The 12,613-nt window shown below is 68.6% G+C and carries 10 protein-coding genes; 7 read left to right on the top strand and 3 right to left on the bottom strand.

Translation table 11 applies throughout. The annotated features are described in order from the left end of the window. Positions 1-203: 203 nt before the first annotated feature. Positions 204-1,133, bottom strand: coding sequence for an NADP-dependent oxidoreductase (locus tag ITP53_RS07075; RefSeq protein WP_195894508.1), 930 nt, complete (start codon positions 1,131-1,133; stop codon positions 204-206). Between the two features lie 166 nt (positions 1,134-1,299). Here ITP53_RS07075 and ITP53_RS07070 point away from each other — a divergent pair, with 166 nt between their 5' ends. Next, the gene (locus ITP53_RS07070; protein ID WP_195894486.1) at positions 1,300-2,403 is read left to right on the top strand and encodes a GlxA family transcriptional regulator; all 1,104 of its coding nucleotides are present in this window, start codon (positions 1,300-1,302) and stop codon (positions 2,401-2,403) included. A gap of 103 nt (positions 2,404-2,506) precedes the next feature. Here ITP53_RS07070 and ITP53_RS07065 read toward each other — a convergent pair whose 3' ends face one another. Continuing rightward, on the bottom strand, positions 2,507-3,082 hold the full coding sequence (locus ITP53_RS07065; RefSeq protein ID WP_195894485.1) for a TetR/AcrR family transcriptional regulator: 576 nt from the start codon (positions 3,080-3,082) through the stop codon (positions 2,507-2,509). A gap of 84 nt (positions 3,083-3,166) precedes the next feature. On the opposite strand from ITP53_RS07065, the gene ITP53_RS07060 reads away from it, so the two are divergent. The 3 genes from ITP53_RS07060 to ITP53_RS07050 all read left to right on the top strand — a co-directional run bounded on the left by ITP53_RS07060 (position 3,167) and on the right by ITP53_RS07050 (position 4,792). Continuing rightward, entirely contained in the window at positions 3,167-3,838 is a 672-nt protein-coding gene (locus ITP53_RS07060) for a DsbA family oxidoreductase (RefSeq protein WP_195894484.1), read from the top strand. Continuing rightward, the gene (locus ITP53_RS07055) at positions 3,831-3,995 is read left to right on the top strand and encodes a hypothetical protein (protein ID WP_195894483.1); all 165 of its coding nucleotides are present in this window, start codon (positions 3,831-3,833) and stop codon (positions 3,993-3,995) included. The genes ITP53_RS07060 and ITP53_RS07055 overlap by 8 nt, the downstream gene beginning before the upstream one ends. A 524-nt stretch (positions 3,996-4,519) precedes the next feature. Beyond that, positions 4,520-4,792 carry an SDR family oxidoreductase gene (locus ITP53_RS07050; protein ID WP_236050536.1) on the top strand — a complete coding sequence of 91 codons (273 nt, stop codon included), beginning with the start codon at positions 4,520-4,522 and terminating at the stop codon, positions 4,790-4,792. Positions 4,793-5,034: 242 nt separating this feature from the next. Here the strand turns inward: ITP53_RS07050 and ITP53_RS07045 are convergent, their stop codons facing one another. After that, positions 5,035-5,580: a hypothetical protein gene (locus tag ITP53_RS07045; protein WP_195894482.1), complete on the bottom strand. Its 546-nt coding sequence runs from the start codon at positions 5,578-5,580 to the stop codon at positions 5,035-5,037. Positions 5,581-6,169: 589 nt separating this feature from the next. Here ITP53_RS07045 and ITP53_RS07040 point away from each other — a divergent pair. The 3 genes from ITP53_RS07040 (at position 6,170) to ITP53_RS07030 (ending at position 12,576) form a co-directional block, all read left to right on the top strand. Continuing rightward, the gene (locus ITP53_RS07040) at positions 6,170-6,469 is read left to right on the top strand and encodes an alpha/beta fold hydrolase (RefSeq protein WP_195894481.1); all 300 of its coding nucleotides are present in this window, start codon (positions 6,170-6,172) and stop codon (positions 6,467-6,469) included. Positions 6,470-6,730: 261 nt separating this feature from the next. Further along, the gene (locus ITP53_RS07035) at positions 6,731-7,936 is read left to right on the top strand and encodes an alginate lyase family protein (protein WP_195894480.1); all 1,206 of its coding nucleotides are present in this window, start codon (positions 6,731-6,733) and stop codon (positions 7,934-7,936) included. Positions 7,937-8,001: 65 nt separating this feature from the next. Further along, positions 8,002-12,576, top strand: coding sequence for a Tat pathway signal protein (locus ITP53_RS07030; protein WP_195894479.1), 4,575 nt, complete (start codon positions 8,002-8,004; stop codon positions 12,574-12,576). Positions 12,577-12,613: the final 37 nt, after the last annotated feature.

The following is a 12,613-nucleotide window of genomic DNA, read 5'->3' as shown; positions in this document are numbered from 1 at the left end:
CCTCGGGCGCGAAGTAGTCGGGGTGTCGGTAAGAGTGTTGTCGCCAGGTACACGCGATTGCGTTAGCGCAGGTCACTGGCCGTGTGTTCGTGGCGTCGGGAGCCTTCTCCTTGAGGCGTGGGCACGGACCGTCGGAGCACGCACGGCACGGGACGTCCACGGTCCTGTGCCGTGGCCCGGGACGACTCCCGGGTCATCCCGCCTCAGCGCACGGTAATGACCAGCTTGCCGGTGGTGCGGCCCGTCTCCCCCAGGACGTGAGCCCGGGCGCCTTCGGCGAGGGGGAAGGTGCCGGAGACGTGGGCGCGGAGCCTGCCCCGGTCGACGAGCTCGGCGACGGCGCGCATCCCGGCCTGGTCGTGCTCAACGATCAGGGTGACGGCGCGGACCTGTGCCTTCTCCGCCGCGGCCCGGGTGTCCTCGGCACCCGGCAGCAGGGAGACGAGGACGCCCCCGGGGCGGAGCACACCCACGGAACGGGTGGCGGTCTCCCCGCCGAGGGCGTCAAGGACGACGTCGTAGCGCTCCTCGGTGTCGGTGAAGTCCTCAGAGTGGTGGTCGATGCAGGCATCCGCGCCGAGCTCGCGCAGGAAGTCATGCTTGGGGGCGCTCGCCGTCCCGGTGACGTGCGCGCCGCGTTCCTTGGCGATCTGTACGGCGAGATGACCGACACCGCCGGCCGCGGCGTGGATCAGCACCCGCTGCCCGGCCCGCAGGCCCGCGGTCTCGACGAGGGCCTGCCAGGCGGTGAGCGCGGCCAGTGGCAGAGCGGCCGCCTGGACGTGGTCGATCCCGGCGGGCTTGACGGCGAAGGCGCGGGTGGGGCCGGTCACGTACTCGGCGTGGGAGCCGGCCCCGTACGGGTAGGGCAGCATGCCGAACACCTCGTCACCGGGCTGGAAGAGGGTGACGCCTGGGCCGGTCTCCACCACGGTGCCGGAGACGTCCCAACCGAGGGTCAGCGGCGGGGGCGGCAGGAAAATACTCAGGGCGCGGTGCTTGAAGTCCGTGGGGTTGAGTCCGGCCGCGTGCACGGCGACGAGGATCTCCCCGGGGCCGGGCGCGGGCCGCGGAAGCTCGGTCAGCTGCAGGACCTCGGGGCCGCCGAGGGCCGTCTGGTGCAGGGCGAGCATCACGGGGGCGCCGTCCGAGGCGGCGGGGTTCGGGGAGTCCGTGGCGGCCGCCGGGTCCGGAAAATCAAGGTTCTCAGGGGTGTCCGTCGAAGTCATGCCTCGATCCTGGCGGTACGGTCCGGCCCGGGGCGATGGCAAGAAGGTCGGCCTCCGATACATTCTTGCCATGCCCATCGACCCTGCCGCCCGCTGCGTTCCCGGCGCCCGCCCCGCGTCCGCCGCGTCCTCCCGGGCCCGTGACCTCGCCGACCGTGCGGCCGAACTGGACCCGGGCCCGCGGCCCGGCGCCCACAAGGTCGTCGTCCTTGCCCTCGACGGCGTCTACCCCTTCGAACTCGGCATCCCGCACCGGGTCCTGGGTTCCGCCGACGGCCGCTACGAGGTGCTGTCCGCGAGCGTGGACGGGCAGCCCGTGCGTACCGACGCGGACCTGACCGTCACCCCCGGCCACGGTCCCCAGGTGCTGGCCGAGGCGGACACCGTGGTCATCCCTCCGTACGCGATCTCCCGGGCCTCGGCCGCCGCCCCGGACCCGCAGGCCCTCGCCGCCCTGTCCCGCGTCCGCCCCGGCACCCGTCTGGTGTCCATCTGCACCGGCGCCTTCCTGCTGGCCGCCGCAGGTCTCCTGGACGGGCGCCGGGCCACCACCCACTGGGCCCTCACCGACCACTTCCAGGAGTTGTTCCCCCGGGTCCAGCTCGACGCCGGCGTGCTCTTCGTCGACCACGGTGACGTGCTGACCTCCGCGGGGGCGGCCAGCGGTGTCGACGTCTGCCTGCACCTGGTGCGACAGGACCACGGCAGCGAGGTGGCCAACCAGGTCGCCCGCCGCTGCGTCGTGCCGCCGTACCGGGACGGCGGGCAGGCGCAGTACATCGAGCGGCCGCTGCCGCCGGCGAGCGAAACCGGCACCGGGCCGACCCGCGACTGGGCGCTGCAGCGGCTGGAACTGCCTCTGTCACTGGACGAACTGGCCGCCCACGCGGCGATGAGCACCCGTACCTTCGCCCGGCGCTTCCGGCAGGAGACCGGTCTGAGCCCCGGCCGCTGGCTGACCCAGCAGCGGCTACGACGGGCGCGACACCTGCTGGAATCCAGCGACCTGCCGGTGGAACGGGTCGCCCACGAGGTCGGCTTCGCCACCGCCACCTCACTGCGGCGGCACCTGGCGGCGGAGGCGGGGGTCGCCCCGTCGGCGTACCGGCGCACCTTCCGTGCCTCGGATCCGGCCGCGGGCGACGCCAGGCAAGCATCAGGGCCTGAGGGCTGAGAGGTCGCCCCGTCTCTACGGGCGATGGGCCGACACCCCAAACTCCCGCCCCAAGCGCGGCCGCGTACGCCGCAAGGGCGCGGCTTCCTGTCCGACGCAGCCCTCACGTCACAGCAACCCACGCGGAGTCAAGAGCGCGCGTGATCACGCGGTGCCAGCCTGTCGGTGCATTGGGGTCTCTGCTTGCGGTGCCGGCCAGCCAGAGCAGGCAGAACAGGTCATGCTCGGTGAAGTCCGGCGAGAGCGACCCGTCCGCATGTGCTTCGCGCACCAGGGTTTGACCTAGCTCAGCCGATCGGTCACAAATTCCGAGCAACGCGACGGCGTCCGGATAACGGCGCAGGATCGCATCGTTGAGCGCGGGGTCGTCGCGTTGCAGTTCGATCATGCCGTGCACAAAGGCTCCGAGACGCTGGCTGGGGGTGTCTTTCGCCATCACGGTGGAGGCGAGGGTTTGCAGCCTGCTGCCCGCGATCTCGGGAATGACCGCATCGATGAGGCCTTCGCGAGACCCGAAGCGGTAGTAGAGGGTCCCGATGCTCACGCCCGCGGCCCGTGCGATCTCCTCCAGCGGGGCGTCAAGGCCCTTCGCCAGAAAGATGTCCAGCGCGGCCGCATGCAGCTTCGCCACGTTCTCGCGGGCGTCCCGCCGCACGCTCTTCGATCGCGTCATGTCCATCCCGTCACAGTTTGAGGGTGCACTCAAAGTCGGTGCTAAAGTGACTTTGAGGGTCTCCTCAAACTTACCGAAAGGCGGGCCACGATGAAACCGACAGCAGACGTCGCGGCGTCCACGCGACTGACGATCGATGTGTGGGCGGACGTGCTCTGCCCGTGGTGCTATCTGGGCGAACAGCGGCTGAGCGCCGCCATCGCCCAGTCCTCCCATGCGAACGACATCGACGTGAAGGTCCATACCTTCCAGCTCGATCCCACCGCGCCTGCTGAGGTCTTCGCGACTCTCGGCTACCTGTCGAAGAAGTACGGGGTCTCGGCGGCGCAGGCTCGGTCGATGGAGGAGGGGATGGCCAGGCAGGCCGCCGCCGAAGGTTTGAGGTACGAGGTCGACCGTCCCGCACGCAACACGTTCGACCTGCTGCGCCTGGTGCATCTGGGCGCGGAGTACGGCCTCTCGTGGGAGTACCTGCGTGCGATGCAGGCCGAGGTGTTCAGCGGCAACGACGATGCCTTTGAGCACAGCACACTCATCCGGCTCGGTGAGGAACTCGGCATCCCCGGCGGCGAGATCCGCGATGTCCTCGCCACGGACCGCTACGCCGACGCGGTGCGAGCCGATCACGACGCCGCCGTGGCTCTGGGTGCGCGAGGAGTGCCGTTCACCGTCCTCGGCGAACGACTCGGCATCCCGGGCGCGGTCAGCGTCAGCCAATATGTGAGCGCCATCGACCAGGCATGGGAGCAGGTCCATGGTTGACGAGACGCCCATGCCGGCGCTGCCGCTGCAGCTCATCGAGAGCGACCCGGACGGCTATTGCGATCCCGTGACCGGAGTATGCGCGGTGCCGGGCGCGGCAAAGCCTGAGCCCACCGCCGACGACGGCAACCGCGACGGCGGAATATCGAGCGATTGAGCGTCCGCAGGGCGACACCGATCGCGGATCGCCTCGGAGAGTCCCGGGCCGGTCGATCGACCGGCCCACCCCTTCTTTCGTGTGTCGAATTTCGCCGCGCCCGCGTCGTCTCCAAGGGCGGCGCGATCGAATACGTGCACTGGGCCACCTCACGGCCCGGCTGCTGCCCCGCCTGATGGCCGACCGGCGCGCCACCTCATCTCATGGGGAAGTCCATGGACTTCGGCTCTGTACCGCTCCCATCCGGCAGACACACCATCGGCAAGTCATTCACTTTCGAGGCCGGGCATCGACTACCGAGTCTCAACCTGGCGATACACGTAACTGGCAATCAATTACAAACTACGCGCTTCAGACGCCCTCTCAGACGGTGATGCCCGCCCGGACAGCGTTCGCGAGTTTGCGCTCGTAGCCATGGGTAGCACCGTTCCAACCGAAAGCGGATCATCGCCTGCGGCTGGGACCCGGCAGCCTGCTGATGACACCGCAGGGCCGCAGCGAAGTCGCCGACCAGGTGTGACCGTATGTTCGGCAGCCATCCACTGACCCGGCTGCTGCGCACCGAGCTCGGCCGCAAGAAGGTGCGTGTCTCGGCGGTGGAGCCCGGCATGGTCGACACCGAGCTGCCGAGCCACGTCACCGACGCCGACGCGAGCCGGCTGATGGCTGACCTCATCAAGCAGATTGATGTGCTGCAGTCGGAAGACATCGCCGAGACGGTGGCGTTCATGGCGGCGGTGCCCAGGCACGTCAACCTCACCGAGATCACTATTCTGCCGACCGAGCAGATCATTTGAGCGTAGCGCTGTGCCGGCCGGAGGCATCTCCGGGACCTCCCCCCGCGGCTTCGAGAAGTGCAGGGCCCTGCGGGATGCTCACTTGCTCGTTGGTGCGCCGGCGGGTTGCCCAGAATCCACCAGTGATACGGGTGGAGGCAAGTGGCCACAGCGCGCTGTGTGCAGAGCCGGTGAGCCGGATCGGTCCCGGGGGTATCGACATCAGGGCATCAACCTTTCGTTCTGGTCGAGTTGGTCGCCCTTCATATGGGCTCGATCCGCGACGGCGCGGAGAAGCGCTTGAGATGCCAGGCGGCTTCGTGCGTGCCGAGGTGGGGCAGCGCCTCGTCGATGAAATTCCGCTGGCCTATGACCTGTGCTGGGCTGATCGCGGGAGCGTCACCGAGGACATAGTGATGCGGGCCGTACACGTTGTACGAGCTGGGGACGAGGTCGAGGCGGAGGGTGTACGAGCCGGGAGTCAGTTCGGCCGGGACCGCAAGGCCCTGACCGCGGGCGGCCGGCCAGTGCCATCCATAGTCGACGCTGGCGATTCGCACATGGACGGCGTCGGCGTGGACGGGGCTCAGGGCGAGGATCTTGGTGTGCCCGGTCACCTGGATCTCGGCATGGAGGGCGATGGGCTCGCGGGTGAACGCGTAGCCGGCCGCGACGAGATCGACTTCCTTCCACGTGGGCCCAGTTTGTGCGGGAGCGGACGGGACACCCGTGATGGTGAACGGGCCGTCGGTGAGGACTTCGGTCGCGTCTGGCGCGTCCCAGTAGCCGGCTGCGTACCAGCATGTCACCGCGCACCCAGGCGAAGGGGCGCTCGACCGGCGTCTCAGGTACGAACCTCACCACCGTCTCGTGCATACCTGCACCGAGCCTGAGCCGCGCGACCGCTTCTTCTGCCCCGCGCAGGATCGGCGCATCCCCCGCCCGGCATGTGATCGGCGTCCGCGCCGTCCAGCAGGTGGCGATGTCGTCGATCGATAGAGCCCGTAGCGGGTCGGCGAAGACGAGCAACAGGTCGGCGGGCTCGGCGAGGTCGGACCGTATGACCGCGCGGAAGGCAGTTCTTTGGCCCGCAGGATCACCCGTGAGACGACGTCGAAGTACGGGCCGCTCAGGCAGGCGGGCGGCCCAGGGTGGTGGCGCGGATGGAAGACGACGCCGTCGAGCCCGTGTGCCGCGAAGACCTGGAGCTGCGCGAACAGTTCCTCTTCGGCGAGCGGGGCGTTGATGGACCACAGCGTGAGAAAGCGGGCCGGATGTCGTGCGTTCATGATCCTCGCGTAGCATCTGCATGGCCCCGACCTGCGTGGCCACGGCCGGTCCTCGGCTCCTCCGTCGGGATACCGACCCGCCGAGCTGGCTGGGGACCTGGTGGTGCTCATGTGTTACGAAGGCCTGTACGTCACCGCCGGCGCGTTCGGCACCCGCCGGACCGCCGAAAAGTTCCTGGCGAGGCGGGCTTGCCCGGCGTTGTCCCTGCATTCGCTGCCCAAGGCCGCCACTTGGGAGTCGGCCATTCCCGCGCCACCCGGCAGCAGGGTCGTCACCTGGCCTGGCACCGGCCACTTCCTGCACCTTGAGCGCCCGGCGGCTTTCGCCGCACTCCTCACACAATGGCTCATGGAATCTCTTCATGACGGCGCCGGGACGTTGCCTTCCGCTGAACGTGAACGGTCATAGAAATCGGTCCCATAAGGCTAGATTCGGTTGGCTCGGAGAGGCAACGGCCCTGCAGCTCTCAGGTCAACGAAAACTTTCGCGGCCGGCGCTGATGCCATGCGACCGCCGCCGTCTAGCGATTTAGAACCGCATCTGAACAGGGATAACTTCGCTTCGTATCGGACCCCGTGCACCCGTGCGGTGAGGTTTCACCGGCTCTTGTCGATCACTGTGCGACACCGTACGGTCCTGGTACCGATTTCTACGGCGAAAGGAGCGATCATGTCTATGATCCCGAGCCGTCGCGACTTACTGAAATCCGCCCTCATCGCTGGAGCCGGCACGGCCCTGGTCGGCGGCCAGGCACCCGCAGCCGTCGCCACCCGCCTCGCCTTCGCCCACCCGGGCATGCTGCACACCCAGGCCGACTTCACCCGCATGGCCACCCGGGTCGCAGCCGAGGTCCAGCCGTACAAGGCGGGGTGGGACAGGCTGATCGCCAACTCCTACGCGCAAAGCGGCTGGACACCGCGTCCGGTAGCCACCGTGGTGCGGGGCGGCACCGGAGAGAACTACCCCCAGCTCTACCGCGACATCGCGGCCGCCTACCAGAATGCGCTGCGCTGGAAGATCAGCGGCAGCACCGCCCACGGCGACACCGCCCGCGACATCCTGAACGCCTGGTCGGGCACGCTCACCACGATCACCGGCACGTCCGACAAGTATCTGGCCGCCGGCCTGTACGGCTACCAGCTCGCCAACGTCGCCGAGATCATGCGCGGCTACTCCGGCTTGGAGTTCAACCGGCTGCGCAACATGATGCTCGGCGTCTTTTACCCGATGAACAACGACTTCCTGACCAGGCACAACGGCGCCTGCATCACCCACTACTGGGCCAACTGGGACCTGTGCAACATGGCCTCCGTGCTGGCCATCGGGATCCTGTGCGACGACCAGGCCAAGTTCGACCAGGCGGTCACATACTTCAAGAGCGGCGCGGGCAACGGCTCCATCACCAAAGCGGTGCCGTTCCTGCACCCGGGCAACCTCGCGCAGTGGCAGGAAAGCGGCCGCGACCAGGGGCACGCGATGCTCGGCATCGGCCTGATGGGCACCTTTTGCGAGATGGCCTGGAACCAGGGGCAGGACCTGTACGGCTACAGCGGCAACCGCTTCATGCGCGCCGCCGAGTACGTCGCCCGCTACAACCTCGGCCAGGACGTCCCCTTCACCACCTACAACTGGGGCAGCGGCACCACCTGCGCGCCCAACTCCCACACGGCGATCTCCGCGACCGGGCGCGGCGGCGACCGGCCGATCTGGGAGGCCCTGTACAACCACTACGCCGTCCGGCGCGGCCTGTCCGTGCCGAACATCACCGCGTACGCCGCCCGGGTGCGCCCCGAGGGCGGCGGCGGCCATTACGGCCCGAACAGCGGCGGTTTCGACCACCTCGGCTTCGGCACCCTCACCTGCACTCGCAGCTGATCCGCTCCTCTTTCCGCATCCCACCCGGGAAAGCGCTTCCCGAGAAGAAAGGCGAAAGACCCCTGATGAAGCACATCGGGCCCGGCTCACACCGGCCCAGACGATCGCGGCTGCGCCGGACAGGCGCAGCCCTCCTGGCTGCCGTCCTGGCCGGAGCGCTGTCAGCGGTACCGGCCCAGGCGTCGGCAGTCTCGGCCATCCCGGCCCGGGCGCACGTGGCCCAGGCCGCAGACCGGCTGGACGAGATCACGTTCGGGGACACGGCATCGGAGCAGGCGCACGCTTTCAACGGCGGGTCGACCGCGGTGGTAGACGGCTCGAACGGACAGAAGGCCAGGGTCTCCCGCCCGCTCACCCCGCCCGGCTACAACCTGGGCGACCTCACCTTCACCGTGAAAGTCCATCCCAAGCTGCAGAACTACCTGTCGGTCAAGTTCTGGGGCGGCGACGACTCGACATACAAGACCGTGGTCATGATCAACGGCGAGTACGTGAGCTACCGCGCCAACGGCGACCACGAGCCGATCAACGTCGGTACCCGAGGCAACGCCCAGCCCGGCCGGTTCTTCTACAGCACGGCGATGCTCCCCCTGGCCTCGACCCAGGGTAGAACCGAAGCGCGGATCACTTTGCGCACCTATCACCCCACCCTGACGGCCAAGTCCACCGAGGACTCCCGCAGCTTCTACCAGGCGTTCACGCACACCTCGCCGAAGATCACACCGACGGACGACACCGGGTACCAGCCCTCCACGCAGGCCGCCGCCAAGCTGACTCCCGCAGAGGAGCAGGCGAAGGTGGACGCGTACCGCGCCAAGCAGATCGCCGACGTCAAAGCGCTGGAAGCCCGGGTGGACGCCGACCCCAAGGCCACCATGTCGATCGTCCGCTACAAGGACGAGCTGCGTTTCTACGCCGAGTCGCTGCTCATGGACTGGTCGCCGACCCAGGACAAGCGCAAGGGCCTGCAGCGGATCTTCGCCTCGATCGACAACTACACCCGGCAGTACTACGGCGATGTCAAGAGCCTGGGCAACGGTGGTCACCAGTCCGACTGGGGCGGCTACTACGGCGCACTCGGTGAGGCTCTCTACATCGTGGAGAACCTGATCGACCGCAAGGAGTTCGACGCGTTCCTGAAGGAGCCGTTCACGACCGGCACCCAGGACGGCCCGAACAGCATCGCGGGCGTCGACTGGAAGGGCGGCGAGCTGACCCGAGGCGAGGCCTGGGAGCGCGTGCTCAAGGCCAACTTCGACTTCGCCAGAAGCCGCCTGTCCTACATCTACAACCAGATGATGTACACCTATGAGGGCGCGTGGAAGGCGCACGAGGGCCTTCGCATCATCGGCTCGCGGTTCTACGAGGGCAAGAAGCGCAGCAACAGGATCGTCGAGGAGGCGCTGGGGGCCAAGCCGTTCCTGGGAGAGGAGGTGCTGGTCGGCCCCGATGGCGAGGACCTGGATCTCTATCACTCGCTGTTCAATCATGACCAGACGGCGCAATACACCGACGACTACCTCCAGGTCGTCATGAAGGGGTTGGCCAAGAGCAAGCTCGACCGCAAGGGCGAGGTCGTCAGGCGCACTCCGTACGGCACGCACTACACCGGCATCACCGAGGCCGGTCTGACGCGCGAGAACGGCTACGTCGGCAGCTACGGCGAGTCCACCAACTACCTGCCGGCCTGGTTCTACCGCACGCTCGGTCACAAGGGCGACGAGCAGCTCAACGACGAGATCCTCAAGCTGTCGCTGAAGAACGTCCACGCCCGGGGTCAGACCCGCTACCAGGGCACTGACGCGGCGGGCAACCGGGTCATGACCATGCAGCAGGTGGTCGACTGGCGCAACAGCGCCTATCCGGGGAAGTCCGCCTATGGGACCGAGGTCGGCACCCCGCAGGCGTTCGCCTTCGCCGGCCTGGAGACGTTCATGGCCGACAACCCCGGCCGGTACCGGGGCAAGGAGTGGGAGCCGTACTGGGAGTACGCGCGCTCAGCCGTCGGATTCATGCAGCAGCAACTCGCCGACAACCAGTTCTTCCCGTACTTCGACTCGGTGGTCGCCAAGCAGACATACGACCTGCGTCTGACCGAGGAGTACGGCTACGTGACGGCGGGCCGCGCCGGCTATGAGCGGTTCGGCGGCAAGGCCGCAGCGGGGGTGCTGCTGCCCCACACCGATCCGGCCCGCTACACCGATGCCGAGCTGTCCGCGCTGGGCGTGGACCGGGCGGCGTTCGGCACCGCGACGGCGTGGGCGGACATCGACAACCTGCTGCTCACCGTCAGGGACGGCGACACGCACCTGTACGCGGCACTCAATGAGCGCAACATCGGCTACACCGGCGCGGGCCGGGTGCACGTGCAGAGCGCGGGCTACGAGCACCTGGCCGAGATTCAGACGCAAGCCAGGCTGGACAGCCAGGACTACTACCCACGCGGCTCGAACTCGGCGCAGCAGATCCTCGCCTACGACTGGACCGAGACCGCAGGAGCTCCCCCGCTGGCCTGGGTCGGCGACCTCATGCCGGTGTCCTACCAGCCGGGGGTGGGGACGGTCGTCAGGGACAACTTTGCTCAGGACACCCCCTACAGCGGCTACCCGAACCTGATCACCTCCCGCTACGGCCAGTACTTCATGGCCGTGAACACCACCAGGGCCGAGTTCGGCAACAAGCAGTCCTTCACCGTGGCGCTGCCCGCCGGTGACTGGGGCGGCGAGGTCGCCGACCTGGTGTCCGGCAAGCCGGTGAAGGTCAAGAAGAACGCCGTGACGCTTCCCCCGGAAAGCGCGATGGTGCTGAAGCTGGGCAGCGACACGGTGGGCGCCGAGCCTCCCGCCGCCGTGGATGTGGCCGTGGCCACACCCGGCACCCGGTCGGTCGGCCTGAGCTGGCTGCCCGCGGCGGGCGCCGAGTCGTACACCATCAGCCGAGCCACCCGGGAGAACGGCCCGTACGCCAAGGTCTCCGAGGTGACGACCACCTCACACATCGACGAGGTGCCCGGCGAGGGCACGTATTACTACAAGGTCGCCGCCGGAGCGGGACAACCCTCCAATCCGGTCAAGGCCCGCGTCACCGCTCCGCACACGCGCGACCTCGCACGGACCGGCTGGCGTGACGATCTCATCGGCGCGACCTCCGGCAAGGCCGCGGTGAACGGCTCCGAGATCACCCTGTCCGGTGTGAACGGCAAGGGCTTCGGCGAAGGCGACGACTCCGTCATCTACCGGCGCTACGCCGAGGACTCCTACGCCATGGCGAGCAAGCTGGTGGCGGGCAGCGTCGAAGTCCGCGCCGAGCTGCGCTCCGGCGCCGGCGGCGTCATCCTGCGCGACAACACCGACCCGGTCGGGCGATACGTGTGGTTCGGCCTCGACGCCGACGGCAAGCTCGCCATGCGCACCCGCACCCTGGACACCCGGGCCGATGCCGGTGCGGGCCTGGCCGGCAGCAACAACTCGGGGGGCGTGACCCGCAGCCCCTACACCGTCGCGCGGTCCGAGCCTCTCGAGTACCTCAAGCTGGTGCGCGCGGTCGGCTCGCATCAGGTCACCGGCTACGCCTCCGCCGACGGACAGACGTGGGCAAGCGTCGGCACGCTGGTCGTGCCCATGACGGAGGTGATCCACGCGGGTGTGGCCGCCGCCGCGGATGCCACGTTCGCGGGCGTGGCGGTCGAGCAGCGTGACCGCAGCCTGGTCACGGCCACGGCGGTGCGCGGCGAGCGCGGAGCCGTGCGCGTGCAGTGGAGCAAGCCGGACGATGCGGTGGCCTTCGACGTCTACCGGACCGCCGACCCCGCGGTGGCCGCCACTGACCCACTGACCGCCCCCGGCTGGACGAAGGTGGCGGAGAACTCCGCCTCGCTGGTCCACGACGACCGGATCCTGGCCGGTGAGCTGTTCTACAAGGTCGCCGCGCTCGGGACCGCGTCCGACGCCGTCCAGGTGACGGCGGAAGGCATCGACACGGTGCTGGAACAGGCTCGGGCGGTCAAGGCCGGGGACTACACCCAGGACAGTTACGCGGCCTTCAAGGCCGAGATTGACGCTGTCGAGGCGGACCCGGACGGCGACGAGTCGGCCAGGGTCAAGCGGGTGTACGACGCGTACGCGCTGCTGGTTCCGGTGTTCCAGCACGGGTTCGAGGCCGGCGAGCCCGACATCTGGGCGGCCGGTGGCTCGGCACCCGGCAGCTACCAGCGGGTGATCAGCGAGGACGGAGCGCACAACGGCGAGCGCGGCCTGTTCTTCTCCAGCACCGACACCACCGGCAACGGCGGCTACAACCTGTGGTTCAACAGCCGGAAGGCGGGCGGGATCTCTCCGATCGCGGCCAAACCGAACACCCGCTACAAGGTGTCCTTCGACTATCGGCTGACGGACTACGTGCCGGGGCGGACGGTTGGGGCCTACGCCTTCGTCCGCTCCTTCAAGGGCGGTACCGGGGTCGGTAGCGAGCAGCGCAATTGGCTGCCCGCCGGCGACACCCCCGCCGGCACGTGGGCCAGGTTCGAGCGCGAGTACACCTCGGTGGACGCAGACATCGACAACCTGGAGCTCACCTTCGGCTTGCGCGGCTCGTCGGGCACCTTCCAGGTGGACGACGTGCGGGTGGAACCCGTGGGATGACGCCATGGATCAGGCCCGGGAGCACGTGCTCCCGGGC

It is taken from the genome of Nonomuraea cypriaca (assembly GCF_015645445.1).
GTDB lineage: Bacteria > Actinomycetota > Actinomycetes > Streptosporangiales > Streptosporangiaceae > Nonomuraea > Nonomuraea cypriaca.
This window is presented reverse-complemented; position numbering and strand designations above follow the sequence as displayed.

Excerpts from the sequence above, each read along its gene's own strand:
- ITP53_RS07065 (WP_195894485.1), bottom strand. The coding sequence starts at position 3,082 with ATGGACATGACGCGATCGAAGAGCGTGCGGCGGGACGCCCGCGAGAAC.
- ITP53_RS07035 (WP_195894480.1), top strand. The coding sequence starts at position 6,731 with ATGTCTATGATCCCGAGCCGTCGCGACTTACTGAAATCCGCCCTCATC.
- ITP53_RS07050 (WP_236050536.1), top strand. The coding sequence starts at position 4,520 with ATGTTCGGCAGCCATCCACTGACCCGGCTGCTGCGCACCGAGCTCGGC.
- ITP53_RS07075 (WP_195894508.1), bottom strand. The coding sequence starts at position 1,133 with ATGCTCGCCCTGCACCAGACGGCCCTCGGCGGCCCCGAGGTCCTGCAG.
- ITP53_RS07055 (WP_195894483.1), top strand. The coding sequence starts at position 3,831 with ATGGTTGACGAGACGCCCATGCCGGCGCTGCCGCTGCAGCTCATCGAG.
- ITP53_RS07060 (WP_195894484.1), top strand. The coding sequence starts at position 3,167 with ATGAAACCGACAGCAGACGTCGCGGCGTCCACGCGACTGACGATCGAT.
- ITP53_RS07070 (WP_195894486.1), top strand. The coding sequence starts at position 1,300 with ATGCCCATCGACCCTGCCGCCCGCTGCGTTCCCGGCGCCCGCCCCGCG.
- ITP53_RS07040 (WP_195894481.1), top strand. The coding sequence starts at position 6,170 with ATGTGTTACGAAGGCCTGTACGTCACCGCCGGCGCGTTCGGCACCCGC.
- ITP53_RS07030 (WP_195894479.1), top strand. The coding sequence starts at position 8,002 with ATGAAGCACATCGGGCCCGGCTCACACCGGCCCAGACGATCGCGGCTG.